Origin of the sequence: Marinobacter sp., assembly GCF_048266785.1 — a bacterium.
Taxonomy (GTDB): Bacteria; Pseudomonadota; Gammaproteobacteria; order Pseudomonadales; family Oleiphilaceae; genus Marinobacter.
In genome coordinates, this window is record NZ_JBLWYX010000013.1 from 1 (window position 1) to 19041 (window position 19041).

Below are 19041 nucleotides of genomic sequence, written 5' to 3' on the forward strand. Positions count from 1 at the left end.
ATTGGCAACGAAGTCATCGTCTCCTTCCTCGACGGCGACCCGGACCAGCCCATCATCACCGGCCGCACCTACCACGCTACCAATACTCCGCCTTATGCGTTGCCGGAACACAAAACCCGCACCACCCTGAAAACCCAGACCCACAAGGGCGAGGGCAGCAACGAATTGCGGTTTGAAGACGAAGCCGATAAAGAACAGGTCTACATCCACGCCCAGAATGATCTGGACCTGCTCACCGAAAACAACCGCACGGAAGTCATCAACAACGACAGCCACCTGACCGTTGAGAATAATCGTTTCAGCTATGTAAAAAACAACGACCACACAACCATTGATGGCGAAAAACGGCAGACCGTTGGGGCTGATTGCAGCCGGAACATTGGTGGCACTCTGCACCAGAAATCCGGCAGCGCGACGCTGTGTGAGGCTGGCAATGAGGTTCACTACAAGGCTGGCGCCAAAGTCGTGCTGGACGCAGGTGTTGAACTCACCATTGTCGGCGGCGGCAGCTTTATAAAGTTGGATCCCAGCGGTGTGACGCTCAGTGGGCCGGGGATCAAGATTAATTCCGGGGGGAGCCCGGGGTGTGGTTCGGGGCAGGGGGCTGTTATACCGGAAATGCCGCAGTTGATTGATGGCGACCAGCCAGTCGCGCCGTCGAACGTGATGTTAGTGGGCGTAGGGCAGAGAGAAAACGCCCGGGCAATCAATGTAGAGTCCCAAGTGGCTGCGCTCAGGAAAGGCAATGCAATTTGCCCTCTCTGTGAGGCGAGTAACTCATGAATCCGGATGGCTTCCCGATTTCTGATTCGCCGTTTGATCACCTCCACTGGCCGGATCATTCCGCTGTTGGGCTTATCCTGGATGGTGTCGCTATCCCGGAGCTTGGCAAACAGATATACCAGTGGGCTGGCGATCAGCCGATCAGTGCAGAGTGCTTGTACGCTGCAACTCGCTGGGAGGTGATTTCGGACCTGTCCCCCTGGCTCGTTTGGTTAAGCGGGCCGGAGGACTCAGTGCTGAAGGGGTTTCTGGAGCAGGGACCTACACAAGAGCAAGGCTACTTGCTGGTTTCTGCCACAGATCGTACGACCTTTAGCCGCTGGATGCGGTCTCATCTGCAGATCAAAACGGCCCCCGAGTGTGAAGAGCTGATGCGTATTGCTCATCCGGCGCTGGCGCGGTTGGTTATCGGGAACAATTTGACCTGTCCTTCAAGTAGTATCGTGGATCGGCTGATCGTTCCGGATCTTGTCAGCGAGCAGTGGCAAACGATCAAGCCGCCAGCAGTTGCGCCACGCACTGGGATTGATCACATAAAAGAACTTACCGTTTCGCAGGAACTGAGGGGTGCTTTCGAAGCCTTTAATCGGCGCAAAGACGCGCTGCACATATGGAACAGCCTTGAGGAGCCAGTACGCAATCAGTTAGGTGGGCCTCAATTGCGTGAGGCCTATCCGGCACTCCGTAAAACACTGGATGAGGCACTTGGCAATGGATGCAGCAGCCTGCGAGAGGCTATGCAATTCCTGTTCGCTACACTGCCCAGCCAAGCAGCCGGAAAGGCCGCTATTGAACCCGCATTCCCGATGGATCGAGGATGAATGATGGCAAGGATACAACGCCCCGTTAATGACCGAACAAGCAGTGATCTGTTGTGCTGGGAACAGCCAGGCACGTCTATTGATGAGCCTGCCTCCTGTCCATTGCTGAAAACTGTTCACCTGCTGCCTGTTCGTTACGGCAGAGTGGAAATCGCACCCGTCGATACCGACCCAGGCTATCCATACTCGTTGAGCTCCCGGCCCATCGGTTATCGCCTTCCGCGGCATGGCTATATTTATGTATTGGATGCTGATTCAGAGGAGCTTCACGAATATCTGCATGAAGACGGAGATCTGACAGGGCATAACGGTGGCAGGCTCGAGTACCCTGCGTTTCACACGCTGTATGTCACTTTTTGTGAGATGGCGTGGACAGCGCGCAAAAAAGCGCAGGTACTGGATGACCCGAAAGAGCGTGATGCATTGTTACAGAAAATCGACCTCGCTAGCGCCTCACCGCTGAGTGGCGGAAAATTTCTTCTCACACCGGATCAGGCGAAAGCACGAGTAGCCGAATTTGCCGAAGACGATTCGCCGGAGTCAGTCGAAGGTGCCCATCCACAGGAAGGCGAACCCTATCACTGGGAAAATCAGCCCTATTACCACAGAAGCCGGTTCGGCAAGCTGATAAAGCAGCAAGACATCGACGATACCTCCAACTGCCTCTGCCTGGTTTTGAGAGACGATGTGGGCGTTATGCTGGATCTTGCTCAGCATCAGGACGATGTGGTTGGATGGATTGAGAGCTGGACAGAAGATGGAGACAGCGAACGAGATTACTTTCTTGGCACATTGATCGAATCCATGACCTTGCTGGATGAACAAGGCCTGGGTTCCATGATGGCAAACTCGGATCATCCTGCCATTGCGTCCATGCAGCAGGATCTGGATGCCATGTCTGAAAGCGATCGTTCAGGTACCCAGTCGGCCTTGCTGGCGGCCTTGAGACAATTGGAAGGCGAGAAGCGGCCCGGCCCTAACGACCCCTCGCTTCCAGCTGAGGTCAAAGTGAGAGTTGAAGCTATTCGGGGGACAGCCAACCGGACTAACGCTTACAGCATTATTCCAAAAATGCAGAGAGCGGTGGACGAGTGGTATCTGCGACAAGCCATGGAGGGGATGCCGCCGGATTTTGTGGACTCCCACATTGACGGCATTGCTGCTCTGGAGAAGAACTACCGCGACCACCTGAAGATGATTCTGGAAGGGCAAGGTTTCGGCCACCGTGGGGTCAATGATCTTATCGATCGTGACGCTATGGATCAGTTCATGGTTGCCCAGCGTACCAAGCTTGCTCGCTGGCAGGCGCTACTGACGGCTATAACCGATGACCGTGTCAAGCTTCTGACAGACAATCGCTATCACGATGCAGCGTGGTATTTTGACCCGGAAGACAAGGCGCAACTCGAGGCCGCCCTGGATCTGGAATACGCCTGCCTTAAAGACATCTGCCGTTCTGATGAGGCGAGTAAAGGCGTACTGGAGTGGCTGAAACAGAACCCTCAGTACAGTCGCCTATTGTTTCAGACCTTGCCAAAGAACGACCGGTCCGCAGATGGTGAACTGGCGAAAGCTTATATGGCAGTTGGTTCTGCCGGCTATGCGGTGGTAACTCGAGCGGCGGACTGGGTAAAGCGCATAAGAGCAGCAGAAAAGGATAAGCTCCCGGATTTTTCCAACTACTCGCGGTTAATTCAATATAAAGCAGAGGCAGTGGGGGATACCATCACTCCGGCTATTGCCCTGGCCAAGGGGCGCGCTATTGGCGAGCTGTACAAAGCGATCGAAAGCCAGACCTTGCCTGAGCTGGACGATCTCTTCCGGGATCTGCCGTATTTTTTCAAGCGAGGCATGCTGGATGCCATAGGCCAGGGTAAAGCGGAATTTCGCATCGCTTCGAGCACTGAGCTGGCGACGTTCCGGGAAAACCTCAGAAAGATGCTGCAGCTTGATCAACGGATGAAACAGCTGCAGAACGACCATGATGTTGCCAAATCAACACACGGCCATCGTTCCGAAAGAGCCATAGGGCTGGTGGCTGAATTCAAGGCCACCCGTGAAGAGCACCGTGAAATTGGTAAGCACGTAGCCGCTGCTATCAGCCCGGTTGAGGAAATCGACACCGGCCTGAAACTGGAAACAGCAACCACCGGCCGTGCCGGCCTGACGTTGATTTTGCCGGCATTGGATCAGCAGGAGCTGGGGCGCTTGGTCGGGCATTTCCGGCAGGGTCTGGCCTCGGCTCCCCGGGTGAATTTGATGGGGGATGGGCTTGGGTTTTTGGTGTTCGTAGCGCAACTGGTTAATCTTGTTGGTGCCGTTGGCGAGGCCAGGGCCCAAAATGTGGCTGAGCGTAGTTATGTTCGAGTTGCGGAAAGTGCCCTTGCTACATCAGGTGCAGGTTTCTTGGCCGCACAGGGCTTGATGGATACAGCGTACAACGCAAGGGTTAAGGTTCTAGCCAGTGCTTGGCAAAGTAGTGCTGTTGAGCGTGTTCATATGCGGATGGGTAAGTTGCACTTAGGGCTGGGCATTTTTGCTTTTGGAGCGGGGGCTTTCAGTTCAGCTCTTAGCACCTATAAACATCGAGAAAACTGGCTTCGAGCGGTTCAGACCGGCAATGCTGAAGCACAGACTGGTGCGGTGTTGGGTATGATCGGCAGCGGGGGACTGGCCGTTACAAATTTTTACGGATTTGTGCGCACCGCACGTTCGGGGCTCGCTGTCAGCCGCGCCAGTAAGGGAGTCGCTCGGGCAAAAGCCTGGGCGACTGCAGGCCGAACCTTGTCCGGCCTGTTTGCTCGTCTCAACGTGGCGGGACTAATATTCACGGTTTTTGAACTGGGCGGCACCTGGGTGTATAACCGTTACAATCTGAGCGAGCGGGATAAATGGCTGCAAACTACGCCTTGGTCTCGGGAGTCCGAGCAGATACACAAAGGGTCGCTTGAAGACTACGGAGAGGCTTTTGCCCGGATTGGCGACAGTGTCACTCTTGACGAAATACCAGGGGAAGATGAAGAACCTTCAAGGCTACAGTTAAACTGCTACGGCTTGCCTGCGGATAGCCTGCTGGATTCCCTGGTGGGTGAGCCGCTTCACCGGGTGTCGGTCGCCGCATGGCGAATCCAGCCAGGGCAGAGGGGGATGTTTTTCCTCCATCCAGAAACCTGGGTACCTTGTACCGGTGCGATCCTGGCTAACCTCGAACAGCCGGATGGTGTCGAGCATCTGCAACTGAATTTCAGGCCACCGGCCCATGAGAAAACTAAACATGGTATCCGAACCCGAGATCTCGGCCTGATGCTCAAGCTCGAGACTCTGCAACCAAGTGGGGCATACTCAGGTGTTGTGTATATGCTGAAGGCCACCCCAGACAATCGATATCCCCTGACACCCGTGCAAAACACACCGAAAGCTGAGATTTCCTGGTGGCAGCTCCGCCAGCCACTTCTAGTGATGGATAACCTTTAATGAACTCGAAAACCAATCCGTCAGAACAACTGCCACGTGCCGGTCGTTCCGAGCCTTTCCCAAGCGGGCGGCTGACTTTTTTATCACCCAGACCGCTGCCAACAGGCCTGCCGCCGTTGGATCATGGCCATGCGGTGGGGGAAGTTAATGATGGCTACCTGGACTTTGGAACGGCGGTGACGCCGGTGTTTGGTTTGCAAATAGTGTTGGGCGGACCTTTGGGATTGTTTTTGTTCACAGTTTTTATCATTCCCCTGATGTCCTTTTTGTTGTTTTATTGGTTAGGGAACGGTTGGCCTGATGGAGTCCATGCTTTCTGGGGCGTTTTTGACATCACTTTCCCACTTGCCATTTGGGGATGTAGTTTCTTCCTCTTGGTTGGTCTTGGTATCTGGCACCGAGAGCACCTGAAACATGAATCCGTAATCCCCACCCGCTTCAATCGCCAACGCCGTGAAGTATGTTTTGTACCTGAGGGCCAGAAAGAACCGATCTTCGTCCCTTGGGAAGACTTGGTCGCCTGGGTCACAGAAGCACAAGGCGCTACGGAATATGGCGTGCAACGCCAGTACGGCTTCGGCATTGGCTTCTATCACCCGGAAACGGGTGAGAAATATACCCTGGAGTTTGAAACCCCGGGCCTGCCGCTGGCCATCAGCAACTGGGAAGCGATCCGGGCGTACATGGAATATGAAGTGCACACCCTGAAAGAAATCCAGGACCCACTGGAACTTCAAGGCCCGGACGATCCGCCGTGGGAAGGCGTTCATGTCTTCCGCAACGCCCGCAAACGCCTCCATTGCGAATACAGGCAAGGCAAGCGGGGAATGTTCTACCTGATCGGCTGGTACCTATACCACCTTGTGACCTTCTGGACGATCCCGAACCGGCTGGTGGAATGGGAGGTCCAAAAGATCAAACGCGTGAGCCGAAAGACCTTGCCAAAGGCAATGTCTGATTGGTCTGAAGCACTCCCGGAAAACCAATGGGCGGTGCCGAGCGAGGAGCTGAAGCGCCAGAGCAGGCGTGTATTGGAGTTGCAAAAGATACATCCCGGCAAGTCCACCCTGGAAATTTTTGCACTCGTAAGCGACGAGGCCATCTCCAGGAGAGCGATGACGGCATGAGCAAAGAACAGGGCTTGCTTGAGCTCTTGGATGCATGATCTATTTGTGACAATTGTTGCAAAGCGCAACGCTCGTGGTAATCTGTAAATATTAAAGGCCAAGCCATTGGAGGTTCACATGACTATCGCCATTCGTCTGGATGATAATCTGGTCCGTCACGCCGCTGCCGAGGGGCAGGTCCACCGCCGCTCTACACCCAAACAGATCGAGTATTGGGCCGAGATAGGTCGTGTGGTTGCGGGGGAGGTAAGCGCGGAGGATTTAATTGCCATTCTTCAGGGCATTCGGCGCGTGAAGGTGGAGCCAGTGGTTCCGGAAACGGTCACGAGTGATGATTTGTGGGCAGAAGTGAATCAGGCCCGCGACAGCGGCGAATTGAGCCGCTCGATTGCTCGGGGGCGGACGGTTTATCAGGCCGCCGCTGACAAACCTGGGTACCTGGAAGCTATTTACCCCGATGGTATGCGCCAGATCGGCCAATTCCGCAATGGGCGGTTTGAAGCCGTGAGCGACCGCGACGATGCAGCCTGAGCTTTGGCTGCTCGTTGGTGGTAATGGTGCGGGCAAGTCTACGTTTTATGAGCGCTTTCTTGCCCGGCGCAGTATTCCTTTGGTCAATGCAGATAATATTGCGCGCAGCCTTTGGCCTGATTTTCCCGAAAAGCACAGTTACGAGGCGGCTCTGATTGCTGAGAAAGAGCGGTTCCGTCTTCTGAAAGAGCGCCAGAGTTTCTGTTTTGAAACGGTTTTTTCTCACCCTTCTAAAATAGATTTTTTGGGGGCTGCGAAGGCGGCAGGTTTCCGTATCCGAATGTTCTATTTTCATCTGGAAACCACCGCGCTGAACAAGGCCCGCGTCACCACTCGCGTACAGTCTGGTGGCCACAACGTGCCGGAGAAAAAAATAGAGAGCAGGATTCCGAGAACGTACGCCAACTTGCGTGAATGCGTCGGGCTGGCGGATGAGCTACATCTTGTTGATAATTCCAGCCTGGATCAGCCCTTTGTTCGTGTTGCCGTCTGGGAAAACGGCGAGTGGCAGAGCTACTGTGAGACGTTGCCCGCATGGGCGCGAGACTTGCTGGATGGATAAAGTTTTTGCGCAAGAGTCTTGGCAGGAATTTCAGGGCCAGGTTTCTGGCACCACAAACACCCGGTCGGTTTCGAGCCAGTTACCCGTTTGGCGATCTTCCCGCAGCACTGCGAACAGTTGCGGAACGGATTTGTTCTCGACACGCTTCAGAGCTTCCCGGGTATGCTCTGTCTCCGGCGGCTCACTCTGAAACCAGTTGCCAATCCAATGCGGTTTGTTTAGTACAACCCATTGAGACGTGTCTATCGCCCTCACGTCGTGGGCGTACATCCAGCACCCGCGAAGATGCCCTGCCGGAACATAATTCGGCGTTACCGCAGGCTGATCGTCGGGGTAGAAAAGATACCCTGGCATGAAAATTCGCGGGGTCAGCGGGCCTGCTATACGGGATTCCGCGAGCAGTGCGATTGTTTCGGGTAGTTGTGTGCGGCGGCTCTGTTGTTCGAGAAGGCTGGTTGTTTTCATATCAAGCCGATCACGGGCGTTGGGGCCGTACCAGAGTGTTGAAGCGGCGTACTCTGAAACACCGAGATAGAATTTGATCGCGATTTCATGGTGCTCAATGCGATTATCTTTCTTGTTGTGCACCACGAAGTCCAGTTCGCCGATGGTGCGCCCGCTTGACTGGATCTGTTGGTTTTTCAGCAGGATAGGCCAGCCAAGCAAGTCCTCGAGCAAAACCTGGTAGAGTCGCTCGAAATAGAAACCCAGCCGGCGTTGCGGTGGTTCACTCAGCAATGATGGTGCTGCCTCAATATCCTGATCCCAGGCTTTGAGGATATCGGCATAGTTTGAGGGCACATGTTGTGCGGGCTCAAATGTGATCGGCGAGCGCATCAGCTGCGGTGCCTGACACAACCATGCAAGGTGTCGTATCGCTGGCGTGTGGTAAGAATTAATCAGCTCAGAGGGAAGGTTTGCATTCATTCGCTCAGAATACCGTAAACTGTTACTTAATAAAGGCCAGGCGCACTTCGGGATGGTGGCTGAATCGCGGGTGCCTCCGGCACGATGAACCAAGAAGCGACAGGAGATGGCATGCAATATCTGCATACAATGATCCGTGTAAGTAATCTTGAGCAAACACTGCATTTTTTCTGCGATCTGCTCGGTATGGTCGAAATAGATCGTAAGAGCAGCGAAAAAGGCCGCTTTACCTTGGTGTTCCTTGCGGCGAGTGAGGATGAATTCCGTGCTCGTGAAGACAAAGCACCAATGCTTGAGTTGACCTACAACTGGGATCCGGAAGAGTATGCCGGTGGCCGAAACTTTGGTCATGTGGCCTACCGGGTGGATGATATTTATGCCTTGTGTGAGACCCTGCAGGCGAATGGCGTAACTATCAACCGCCCGCCTCGGGACGGCCATATGGCGTTTATCCGTTCGCCAGACAACATATCCGTGGAATTGCTTCAGAAAGGTGAAGCGCTGGCGCCCAAGGAGCCTTGGGTCAGTATGGAAAATACGGGAACCTGGTAAATAGCAAAATTACCGACTTAATTTCTACGGCATCAGGATGATGCAAAAAAACAGGGAGATGTTTCATGGAAGATTGGCAGGGATGCCTTACCCCTCAATGTCAGACTGCATTACTGAGCGCTCGCGATCATGTTGATCGCCGTGGCGGGGCAGTTATCACGGTAGAAGATTTCCTGCTTGCACTGCTGGATTCCAGCCCCTCCGCGAGCAACTTCCTGCGCGGCTCGGGTGTGGATATGGATGAGCTGACCCGCACCATCCAGTGCGAGCAGCCCATTGTGACCGAGGTGGGTGGTGAAGGCCTGCTTTCTTCCCAGTTGATCTATTGGTTGGCGGCCGCGCGTGAATTCTTTGGCACGCCCGCCTGGCTGGACTGGCCTCAACTCCTCGAGGTGCTTGCCCGGAGGGCAGAACGTTTGCAGGGAAAGGCTTATGTTGCGGTTCTTGAACAGGTTTCACGCTGGCCAGAAGCGGGTGACCCGGCTGTAGGCCCCGAGCAATCCGGCATTGAAGAACATGAAGCCGCGCCGATTGTTATTATCGACCCGGAATGGGCCGAGCTGGCGGACGATGTCGCCATCACACTTGCCGCAACGCCGAACTCTCTCGTATGGATCAGAGGTGAGCGCGGGGCAGGGAAGTCCTCCTGGCTGAGCTCGTTGCTGTCGTGGCTGACGCAACCCTATATTGAAATGGATCTGCGCCGTGAAGCTGAGCTTATGGCCAGCGATCTTGCCGTCATCCCGGCGGCTGCCAGAGCACCCTGGCCCGTTCTTGTGCTTGATAATATAACCCCGGCCGACCTGTTGGCTCTGATGGAGCGTCCTTTCGGCCTTGCCTCGGAGCTGATTCTGCGCTGGCAGGGACCGCTATTGCTTCTGGGGCCCGATACATCGGGCAGTGATGATAGCTGCGGCTTGTTGGAACAACGGCTGGGCCGGGCGCTGGAGACGTTCAACATGGGCCCTTCGAGTGTCGCGCAGCGTAAGGCCATTCTTGTCGCCCATCAGGCTGCTATTGAGCGCCGCTGGAACATTCAGTTGCCTTGCTCCGTTGCTCAGTTTGCGGCCTCCCGGCGTAGCCGGTGCGTCAGCACGCCAGGAGGTATGTTGCAATGGGTGGAGCGCGCTGCGGCGCGACTTGACCTGTTTGCCCGTCGCGGCCCGGCAAATTCGGTGGCGCTTTCTGGCCAGGCGAACACTCTCCGGCGCCAAAGCCTGGTTGCGCTGGCACGGCAGGAATCACTGAATGAAATTGAGCAGGCACTGGAAGAGGTAAGCCTGTTACGTGCCGCCACGGAAGTGGAATGGCACGAGCGCAAAGCTGCCGGAGCGCTGCGTCGGCTTACTCTGGAGGATCTGCGCCAGGAACTTGAGCGCTGGGTTGCAGCGCGGCGCGGGCCGGTTCACTATGTGCTCCATTGTGATCATCAGCATGGAGAATCTGCGGGTGCAGGATCTGGAAATCTACATTCGTGACCTTGAAGCAGGCGCGGTTAACCGTTGGCTGGAAAGCCATGTTGGGCAATTAATGCTTGATGACAGCGATGTTTCGTCGGTCATCAAAGGCTCTGCCAACTTTAATGAAGGCCAATTGAAAATAACGCTGTATCCGCAAGCTTTTGGTAAGCGGTATACGTCACTGATTATCGAAGGCGAACGGCTACCCTGGAGCAGTGATCTCGATTGTGCCCGAAGTGCATGGCGGGCTATGGATACGGAAGTCCGCTGCAGCCCGGGAGAGTGGAAAGAGGGTGAGCCTGCAGAAGATGAGAAGTGGTGGCGGTTGGACAGCCGGGGTGAGCAGCTCGTAGCCTGGAATTGAAATAACAGGGAACTGGATAGCGTTAAATTAAAAAGGCAGCCCGCAATGAGTTGAGGGCTGCCTTTTGTTTTACATCAACGAACGTTTTATTCGCTCAGAATAGAAACGTTGTCTGCCTGCAGGCCTTTGTCCGCATCAACCACGCTGAAGCGAACCAGTTGGCCCTGCCGCAGTACCCGACGACCACTTCCGCGAATAGCACGGAAGTGAACGAAGACTTCATCTCCGCTGTCACGAACGATAAAACCGAATCCCTTTTTAACGTTGAACCACTTTACAGTGCCTTCCTCGTCGCCTTCCGGGCTGTTGTCATCATAGTCGGCGTCATCATCATCGGCATAGTTCTGGGTAGAACCCTGATTCCGTGACGGCGAGCTTACACGCTGTGAAGCGCTGCGTGCAGGCTGGGGCCTGGCTGCAATGGCGACGGCCAGAAAACCGGCAACGCCGAAAACGATAAAGGTGATGATGTATGCGGCGATGCCACGAGTGCTGCCCAGAGCCTCTACAAATTCGCCTACGGCAATCAGGCGAAGTGGTGCGGGGGTAAATGATAGCAGCAGGGCAAGTACCAATGGTGCTGGAATCGCGATCAGGAGAGCAACAAGGATCGCTTTGGCTGGATTACGCATTGACTGAGAAATCTCCATTATTTATTAACGCTGACGATAAAAAACCGGATATCGGGTAAAATCGCACACCCGGCCAGTGAATACCGCCTGATTTCCGGAAAAACGGAAACTCTGGCGGCCAAAAGCGGCATGATAGCAGATTATCCGGACTGCTGACCAAATAGCCATTATATGTGACGGAGTTTCAGTACCCGATGAGCCATAACGATCTGCAAGCCAGACTGGACGAGCTTGAAACACGGCTCGCCTTTCAGGACGATATAATCAATACCCTGAGCGAGCAGGTAGCGAAACAGGAAATGGATATCCGCGAGCTCTGGAACGCAAAGCGGTTATTACACAACCAGTTGAAAGATGTTTCACCCTCCCACTTGAAGCGTGAAGAGGAAGAAACCCCTCCGCCCCATTACTGACGCTGTATAAAAAAATGCCGAAGCAACTGCCTCGGCATTTCGCGTACGCTATTCAGTCTGTAAAAAACCAGTCAAGCCAGCAATTCCACAAGTATCTGCTCATAGATCCGGGATAATGTATCCAGATCTTCAGCTTTCACGCACTCGTCTATCTTGTGAATGGTGGCGTTGATCGGGCCGAGCTCCACAACTTGCGCTCCAGTGGGTGCGATAAAGCGCCCGTCAGATGTGCCGCCTGATGTGGAAAGCTCCGTTTCACGCCCGGTCACGTCGCGAATGGCGCTTTGGCAGGCCGCGACCAGAGCGCCCTTGTCGGTCAGGAAGGGCCGGCCACTGAGGTGCCAGTGTAGATCGTACTTAAGATTGTGCCGGTCAAGAACGGCTACCACTCGCTCTTCCAGGCTTTCCGCCGTATTTTCAGTGCAGTAACGAAAGTTGAAGTGCACCAGGCACTCGCCTGGAATGATGTTGCTCCCGGTGCCGGCTTCGACTTTCGTGATCTGAAAGGTTGTTGGCGGAAAATAATCGTTGCCGTTATCCCAGAACTCGTTAGCCAGTGTATGCAGTGCTGGCGCAACGGCATGAACGGCGTTGTCCGCAAGGTGCGGATAGGCTACGTGGCCCTGAACCCCTTGAACGGTAAGATAACCGTGCAATGAGCCGCGCCGGCCATTTTTGATCACGTCTCCGACGTTCCGGGTGCTGGAGGGCTCGCCTATCAGGCACCAGTCCATCTTTTCCGAGCGGGCTTCCAGGGCTTCAATTACCTTCACGGTGCCGTTCTGGGCCGGGCCCTCTTCATCGCTTGTAATCAGCAAGGCTATAGAGCCGCGATGGTCCGGATGAGTACTGACAAAGCGCTCGCAGGCGGTGATGAAAGCCGCAAGACTGCCCTTCATGTCGGCGGCGCCACGCCCATGCAGATAACCGTCTTTGATAACGGGGTCAAACGGAGGGTGTGCCCATTTGCTTTCCGGCCCTGTGGGAACCACGTCGGTGTGCCCTGCAAAAGCCAGCACTGGCCCCTCAGAACCTTTGCGGGCCCAGAGGTTGTCCGTGTCGTCAAAGCGCATGTGTTCGCCAATAAAACCCAAAGGGGCCAGGCGAGACATCATCAGTTTCTGGCAGCCAGCGTCATCTGGCGTGACTGATGCCCGGCTGATCAGATCGGTAGCCAGTTCGAGTGTTTGAGAATCAGTTGTTTGCATGCAGTTCTTCGTTCAGCTCGATAGCGGATTTGTTGGTTTTGCACTCAACCGCGCCGGTCTGGCTGTTGCGACGGAACAACAAGTCTGGCTTGTTGGCCAGATCACGGGCTTTGATGATTTCTACGAGCTCATTGCTGTCATCCAGCAGGGCAACCTTGGTGCCGGCGGTTATGTACAGGCCGGCCTCAACCTTGCAACGGTCGCCCAGGGGGATGCCAATACCCGCATTGGCGCCGATCAGGCAGTTTTCACCAACGGAAATAACCATGTTGCCACCACCAGAGAGTGTGCCCATGGTGGAACAGCCGCCGCCAAGATCAGACCCTTTGCCAACCATAACGCCCGCCGATATGCGGCCTTCAATCATGCTGGTGCCTTCGGTACCGGCATTAAAGTTGATAAAGCCTTCGTGCATTACGGTTGTACCTTCACCCACATAGGCGCCAAGACGCACACGGGCTGTGTCTGCGATACGAACACCATTTGGTACCACGTAATCGGTCATCTGTGGGAACTTGTCGACGGATTTTATTTCCAGTGAGCGGCCTTCCAGGCGGGCTTTGAGCTGGCGCTCCGACAGTTCGTTCAGATCAATGGCGCCCTCGTTGGTCCAGGCCAGGTTCGGCAGCAGGCCGAAGATGCCATCGAGCTTGACGCCGTGAGGTTTGGCCTGGCGATGAGAGATCAGGTGCAGCTTAAGGTAAACCTCTGGCGTGCTGGAGGCGGTGTCATCCGTTTCCAGGATCGTGACGACCACCGGGCGTTTACTGCCGGCCGCTTTTTCCGCAAGTGAGGCCTGATCGCTCGCGCCGATCTGACGCAGCGCGTTGGCAAACTGCACAAGCTGCTCAGCGGTTGCCTGGATAGCCCGGTTGCCGCCTTTGTAGTCGAGGGCAGTTTCTACCACATCGATCAGCTCTTTTTCGGGTGTAATGATCGGCTGCTGGTAAAAAACCTCCAGCCATTCGCCCTGGTTGTTTTGGGTGCCGATACCGATACCGAATGCAAAGCTCATGTGGTGATTGCTCCTGTTTATTTGATCAGTGATGCCCAGTCGTTGGCGTTAAAGCCGACATAAACAGATCCTTCATACTCGACCACAGGCCGTTTAATGATGGAGGTGTTTTCAAGCATGATGCCATGGGCAGATTGGGCACTAATGGTATCACGAACCTCGTCGCTGAGCTTGCGCCAGGTAGTGCCTCTGCGGTTCAGAAGGAGCTCCCAACCAACCGCGTTTTCCCATTGGCTCAGTCGAGCCTCGTCGAGTCCGTCTTTTTTGAAGTCGTGAAATTCGTAGGAAATGCCCTGTTCATCAAGCCATTTACGGGCCTTTTTGACGGTGTCGCAGTTCCGGAGGCCATATAGCTTCATAGGTCAGTTTGCCTTTACAAATTCAACCATCCGCTTTGCAGCTTCCACACACTCTTCCAGTGGCGCAACCAGTGCCATGCGAACCCGGTTTTCTCCCGGGTTGTGACCGTCCACTTTACGGGACAAGTAGCGACCGGGCAGCACATGAACGTTCTGCTGTGCCGACAGCTCTTTCGCAAAGGTTTCGTCATCCATCGGAGTGACTGGCCAAAGGTAGAAGCCGGCATCGGGGAAATCCACGTCCATGACTTCACGAAGAATGGGTACCACAGCTTCAAACTTGGCGCGGTAAGCCGAGCGGTTGTCCCTCACATGGGTTTCGTCCTGCCAGGCAGCAATACTGGCCAACTGGTTGTGAACAGGCATGGCGCAACCATGATAGGTGCGGTAGTTGAGGTAGCCTTTTAATATGCTCGCATCGCCGGCGACAAAGCCCGATCTCAGGCCTGGCAAGTTGCTGCGTTTCGAAAGGCTGTGAAAAACCACGCAACGCGCGAAGTCATGCCGACCGATAGCTGCGCAGGTTTGTAGCAGCCCCTCGGGCGGATTGTTTTCATCAGGATAGAGCTCGGAGTAGCACTCGTCTGAAGCCACAATGAAGTCGTGCCTGTCTGCCAGTTCAATAACCTTCGTCAGGATTTCCCGAGGCATAACGGCGCCACTGGGATTGCCTGGGGAGCACAGGAACAGAACCTGACAATCGCGCCATACAGACTCAGGTGCAGCGTCAAAATCCGGAATAAAACCGTTGGAGCCATCGCAGGGCAGGTAAACTGGCGTAGCGCCTGCCAGAAATGCCGCACCTTCATACACTTGGTAGAACGGGTTCGGGCTAACAACCGTTGCAGACTTGCTCGCATCAACCACCGCCTGCACCAACGAAAATATAGCTTCCCGGGTGCCGTTCACCGGAACGATGTTGTGATCCGGGCTGAGGGATCCGGCTTGTAGTTTAAACCGCCGCGTGGCCCATTTGCTGATCGTCTGCCGCAGTTCGTCGAGGCCTTTGGTGGTGGGGTAGTTGGCCAGCCGGTCGAGGTTGGCGGCAATCACCTGTTTCACAAACTCAGGGGAAGGATGTTTGGGTTCACCGATGCCCAGGGAAATGGGGCGCAGATTGTCCGGCGTTGCTATACCAGCCTTTAATTTGGCGAGTTTTTCGAACGGGTAGGGGTGGAGCTTGTCCAGATTCGGATTCATTGAATGTCATCCAGCATTTTGCATAGGTCCTTCTGCAGGGCGAGGCACACGGCGGGATCACTGATAGGTTCGCCGTGTTCGTCGGTCACAAAGAACACGTCTTCCACCCGCTCACCCAAGGTAGCAATTTTGGCATTGCTCAGGCGTATACGATGGTCCAGCAGAACCTGCCCCACCCGCGCCAGAAGGCCGGGACGGTCGGGTGTTACCACTTCAATAACCGTGCGTTCGTTAATGGTGTCATTGGAGAACACTACCTCTGTCGGGAACGCGAAGTGCCTGAGGTGCCGTGGTGTGCGGCGGTGAATAATGTCCGGGTAGTCTTCCGGATCATCCAGCTCTTCGATCAGGCGCTTGCGCACCCGTTCCTTGCGGGCCGGGTCGACGCCCAGAGGTTGGCCTTTTTCATCCAGCACGACATATGAGCTGATGGTGTAGGGGCCTTCGTTTGAACTGATGCGTGCGTCCACAATGTTGAGGTTGAGCTGCTCCAGTACCGCAGTTGTGGCGGCAAACAGGGTTGCCCGGTCGTTCATGTAAATAATGATCTGGGAATAGCCGTCTGTCGGGCCACCGTGGGTATCCCGGATGAGTACCAGCGGTCCTGGCGTGTCGCCATGGTTAATAATGGCTGCAGTTTGCCAGGCGATATCAACCGTGGAGTCCTGCAAGAAGTAGTCTTCATCGACAGTATCCCAAATAGCGTCTATCTGCTCGTCGGTAATGTTCTGGGCGTGGAGAATTTCTCTTGCCTCAGACTTGGTTGCGCGCACCCACTCCTGCCGATCAACGGGAATCTCTGTGCCGCTCCGCAAGGCGCGTTTGGCTTCCATATACAACTGGCGCAGCAGGGACGCCCGCCAGGTGTTCCAGAGCTTCGGGTTGGTTGCGCTGATGTCGCACACTGTCAGGATGTACAGGTAATCCAGGTGCGCCTGGCTGGGCAGAGCCCGGGCAAATGACTGGATGATGTCCGGGTCAGAAATATCCTTGCGTTGGGCCGTCATGGACATCAGCAGATGGTTTTCCACCAGCCAGGATGCCAACTGGGTATCACGCTCCCCGAGATGATGACGTTTACAGAACGACTCTGCATCGATAGCGCCAAGCTCTGAATGATCTCCACCACGACCCTTGGCAATGTCGTGATACAGCCCGGCAATATAAAGAACCTCCCGTTTGGGAAGCCCGTGAATAAGCCGGGCTGCCAAGGGGTAGTCGTTCCGGGCGTCCGTGCCGTTCAACCGTACCATATTGCGTACAACCCGCATGGTGTGGGCGTCAACGGTGTAGATATGGAAAAGGTCGTGCTGCATCTGGCCGATAATCTGGCCGAACTCTGGCAGGTAGCGGCCTAGCACATTGTACTTTTTCATGGCTGAGAGGGTTTCATCCAGCGCATGGGGTGTCCGTAGCAATTCCATGAACAGGGATGTCACGGCAAGGTCAGCTCGGAAGGCATCGTCAATCAGGTGTCTGTGTGCCCGCAAAGACCGGATGGTAGTAGCCCGGATCCCTTTTATTTCAGGGTGCTGGGCCATCAGCACAAAAATTTCCATAATCGCGTAGGGCGAGTAGGCAAACACCTGGTTGTTTATCGCTTCTATATAGCTGTTGCGAATCTGGAAGCGTTTGTTGATAGGCTGAATGTTGTCTTCCGTGCCGGTGCCGAGAATCGCCTCATCGTAAAACTGGAGAATAACGTCGGCGAGCTCTGCCAGCGCCAACACAGTGCGATAATAGGATTGCATCATCAGCTCGACATCAAGCCGTTTGCCTTCATCCTTGTAGCCCAGCATCTGCGCCAGAGCGCGCTGATGGTCAAACAGCAGCCTGTTTTCGTTGCGGTCCGCGATCAGTTGGAGCCCGTAGCGCAATTGCCATAGGAGGGTTTCGCCCTGAACAAGAACCTGATGTTCCTCTTCTGTCAGGATGCTGAAGCGGGTCAGGTCGGCAATGCTCTGAAGGCCAAAGTGCCGCTTGGTTATCCAGCCGATGGTCTGAATGTCTCGCAGGGCACCGGGTGAGCTTTTCACATTGGGCTCAAGGTTGTACTCGGTGTCGCTGTACTTTTTGTGACGCCGCTGTTGTTCTTTACGCTTGGCAATAAAGTAGTCGCGGTCTGAGATGATATTGTCGGAGTAGGCTTGCTCGCTCAGTTCTTTGCGCAGCTCATCGGGGCCGGCGATGGTGCGTGTTTCCAACAGGTTGGTCAGAGTGGCTATATCGCCCCGCGCTGCAGCTTTGCTTTCTTCAATACTGCGAACGCTGTGGCCAATGTCGAGCTTGAGATCCCAAAGCAGAGTGACAAAGGCACCAAGCTCTTCCTGCCAGCCCGGGTCAATACCGTTGCGTGTCAGAATCAGCAGGTCAATATCCGAGTGTGGATGGAGTTCGCCTCGCCCGTAGCCGCCAACGGCAATGAGCGCAATATCGGTTGAGTCAGAGAAAGGGTAGCGATTCCAGATCAGCCTCAGTACGGTGTCGATGGTCTCGGCTCTGGAATGAACCAGAGCCCTCACATCGGCGCCCTGTCTAAAGGCTTCGGCATCGGCGTCATAGCGTTTTTTTAACAGCTCCCTGGCGGCCATCACAGGGGATGGGTCCCGGCTGATACTGGCCTCCAGTTCATCAAGGTTCACTTAGAAGGATTCCTCCGACCGTTTGGTCAGTACTTCATAACCATCGGCGGTGACAAGAATGGTGTGTTCCCACTGTGCCGAAAGCTTGTGGTCTTTGGTAACCACGGTCCATTGATCCGGTAGCAGCTTGGTGTGGTACTTACCTTGATTGATCATGGGTTCGATGGTGAAGGTCATGCCTTCTTGCAGTTCCATGCCAGTGCCCGGATTGCCGTAGTGCATAACCTGCGGCTCTTCATGGAATACTTTGCCAATGCCGTGGCCGCAGTAGTCCCGTACCACCGAATAGCGATGCTTTTCGGCGTGCTGCTGGATTACATGGCCAATGTCTCCCAGGCGAGCGCCTGGTTTAACCAACTCAATGCCTTTGTAGAGACATTCCTGAGTGATGGTGATCAAGCGCTCAGTACCGGGCTTTGGCTTTCCGACGATCCACATTTTACTGGTATCGCCGTGGTACTCATCTTTTATAACGGTAACGTCAATATTGACGATGTCACCGTCCTTCAGAATCTTTTTCTCTGAAGGTATGCCGTGGCAGATCACGTGGTTGACTGAAATGCATACCGACTTAGGAAAACCTTTGTAGTTCAGAGGAGCAGGAATCGCTTGTTGCTCGTTGACGATGTAGTCATGGCAGATCTGGTTGAGCTCTCCCGTTGAAACGCCAGGCTTCACGTGTTCCCCGATCATTTCGAGAACCTCAGCCGCCAGACGGCCTGCCACACGCATCTTTGCAATTTCTTCCGGAGTCTTGATCGATACTTGCATTAGGCTTCCCGTTAATTTGTATCAATTGCGTATTTTAAGGGGCTGGAGCTCTGGGTACAAGGAAGCCCCGGCGCAAAATTAATGGCGGGAGGCCTGCATTTTGTGATATAAACGCGCCCGCTGGAAACAAATCCGGCAAATTCGCACACGTGTCAGCACGTTGTCCCAGGGTGCCTGCTCCTGTTTAAGTGTTAACAGGA

The 19041-nt window shown here is 54.8% G+C and carries 18 protein-coding genes; 10 read left to right on the plus strand and 8 right to left on the minus strand.

All coding sequences use genetic code 11. The annotated features are described in order from the left end of the window. From ACN0V1_RS15945 to ACN0V1_RS15970, 6 genes are all read left to right on the plus strand, one after another. Nucleotides 1–783 (plus strand): type VI secretion system Vgr family protein (locus ACN0V1_RS15945; protein WP_417545939.1); only part of this gene is annotated, 783 nt, incomplete at its 5' end. Next, nucleotides 780–1604, plus strand: a complete 825-nt coding sequence (locus ACN0V1_RS15950) for a DUF4123 domain-containing protein (RefSeq protein WP_417545940.1) — start codon at nucleotides 780–782, stop codon at nucleotides 1602–1604. The genes ACN0V1_RS15945 and ACN0V1_RS15950, both read left to right, overlap by 4 nt. Further along, nucleotides 1605–5078: a toxin VasX gene (locus tag ACN0V1_RS15955; protein WP_417545941.1), complete on the plus strand. Its 3474-nt coding sequence runs from the start codon at nucleotides 1605–1607 to the stop codon at nucleotides 5076–5078. Beyond that, nucleotides 5078–6205: a hypothetical protein gene (locus ACN0V1_RS15960; RefSeq protein WP_417545942.1), complete on the plus strand. Its 1128-nt coding sequence runs from the start codon at nucleotides 5078–5080 to the stop codon at nucleotides 6203–6205. Before ACN0V1_RS15955 ends, ACN0V1_RS15960 begins: the two co-directional genes overlap by 1 nt. A 117-nt stretch (nucleotides 6206–6322) precedes the next feature. Further along, the gene (locus ACN0V1_RS15965; protein WP_144779802.1) at nucleotides 6323–6736 is read left to right on the plus strand and encodes a TA system antitoxin ParD family protein; all 414 of its coding nucleotides are present in this window, start codon (nucleotides 6323–6325) and stop codon (nucleotides 6734–6736) included. Next, entirely contained in the window at nucleotides 6726–7298 is a 573-nt protein-coding gene (locus tag ACN0V1_RS15970; protein ID WP_417545943.1) for an AAA family ATPase, read from the plus strand. The genes ACN0V1_RS15965 and ACN0V1_RS15970 overlap by 11 nt, the downstream gene beginning before the upstream one ends. A 30-nt stretch (nucleotides 7299–7328) precedes the next feature. Here the strand turns inward: ACN0V1_RS15970 and ACN0V1_RS15975 are convergent, their stop codons facing one another. Then, nucleotides 7329–8225 (minus strand): DUF1853 family protein, encoded by an 897-nt coding sequence (locus ACN0V1_RS15975; protein ID WP_417545944.1) that lies wholly within the window; start codon nucleotides 8223–8225, stop codon nucleotides 7329–7331. A 111-nt stretch (nucleotides 8226–8336) separates the two neighbouring features. Here ACN0V1_RS15975 and ACN0V1_RS15980 point away from each other — a divergent pair, with 111 nt between their 5' ends. From ACN0V1_RS15980 to ACN0V1_RS15990, 3 genes are all read left to right on the plus strand, one after another. Further along, complete coding sequence (locus ACN0V1_RS15980) at nucleotides 8337–8777, plus strand: VOC family protein (protein WP_417545945.1); 441 nt, start codon at nucleotides 8337–8339, stop codon at nucleotides 8775–8777. A gap of 65 nt (nucleotides 8778–8842) precedes the next feature. Further along, nucleotides 8843–10255, plus strand: coding sequence for a hypothetical protein (locus ACN0V1_RS15985; protein WP_417545946.1), 1413 nt, complete (start codon nucleotides 8843–8845; stop codon nucleotides 10253–10255). Beyond that, nucleotides 10227–10601: a hypothetical protein gene (locus ACN0V1_RS15990; protein WP_417545947.1), complete on the plus strand. Its 375-nt coding sequence runs from the start codon at nucleotides 10227–10229 to the stop codon at nucleotides 10599–10601. The genes ACN0V1_RS15985 and ACN0V1_RS15990 overlap by 29 nt, the downstream gene beginning before the upstream one ends. Before the next feature lie 86 nt (nucleotides 10602–10687). Here ACN0V1_RS15990 and ACN0V1_RS15995 read toward each other — a convergent pair whose 3' ends face one another. Further along, a complete protein-coding gene (locus ACN0V1_RS15995) occupies nucleotides 10688–11233 on the minus strand; it encodes a cold-shock protein (RefSeq protein WP_417545948.1) in 546 nt (181 codons plus the stop codon). A gap of 194 nt (nucleotides 11234–11427) precedes the next feature. Here ACN0V1_RS15995 and ACN0V1_RS16000 point away from each other — a divergent pair, with 194 nt between their 5' ends. Next, a complete protein-coding gene (locus ACN0V1_RS16000; RefSeq protein WP_291946286.1) occupies nucleotides 11428–11646 on the plus strand; it encodes a SlyX family protein in 219 nt (72 codons plus the stop codon). Nucleotides 11647–11717: 71 nt separating this feature from the next. On the opposite strand, the gene dapE is transcribed toward ACN0V1_RS16000, so the two are convergent. From dapE to map, 6 genes are read right to left on the minus strand one after another with little or no spacing between them, the layout of a single operon-like run. After that, a complete protein-coding gene (dapE, locus tag ACN0V1_RS16005; RefSeq protein WP_417545949.1) occupies nucleotides 11718–12854 on the minus strand; it encodes a succinyl-diaminopimelate desuccinylase in 1137 nt (378 codons plus the stop codon). Then, entirely contained in the window at nucleotides 12841–13869 is a 1029-nt protein-coding gene (gene dapD / locus ACN0V1_RS16010) for a 2,3,4,5-tetrahydropyridine-2,6-dicarboxylate N-succinyltransferase (protein WP_417545950.1), read from the minus strand. Before dapD ends, dapE begins: the two co-directional genes overlap by 14 nt. Before the next feature lie 17 nt (nucleotides 13870–13886). Further along, nucleotides 13887–14228, minus strand: a complete 342-nt coding sequence (locus tag ACN0V1_RS16015; protein ID WP_417545951.1) for an ArsC family reductase — start codon at nucleotides 14226–14228, stop codon at nucleotides 13887–13889. A 3-nt stretch (nucleotides 14229–14231) separates the two neighbouring features. Beyond that, nucleotides 14232–15428 carry a succinyldiaminopimelate transaminase gene (dapC, locus tag ACN0V1_RS16020; RefSeq protein WP_417545952.1) on the minus strand — a complete coding sequence of 399 codons (1197 nt, stop codon included), beginning with the start codon at nucleotides 15426–15428 and terminating at the stop codon, nucleotides 14232–14234. After that, nucleotides 15425–18070 carry a [protein-PII] uridylyltransferase gene (locus ACN0V1_RS16025; RefSeq protein WP_417545953.1) on the minus strand — a complete coding sequence of 882 codons (2646 nt, stop codon included), beginning with the start codon at nucleotides 18068–18070 and terminating at the stop codon, nucleotides 15425–15427. The genes dapC and ACN0V1_RS16025 overlap by 4 nt, the downstream gene beginning before the upstream one ends. Continuing rightward, nucleotides 18071–18841, minus strand: a complete 771-nt coding sequence (gene map / locus ACN0V1_RS16030; RefSeq protein WP_417545954.1) for a type I methionyl aminopeptidase — start codon at nucleotides 18839–18841, stop codon at nucleotides 18071–18073. Between the last annotated feature and the right edge of the window lie 200 nt (nucleotides 18842–19041).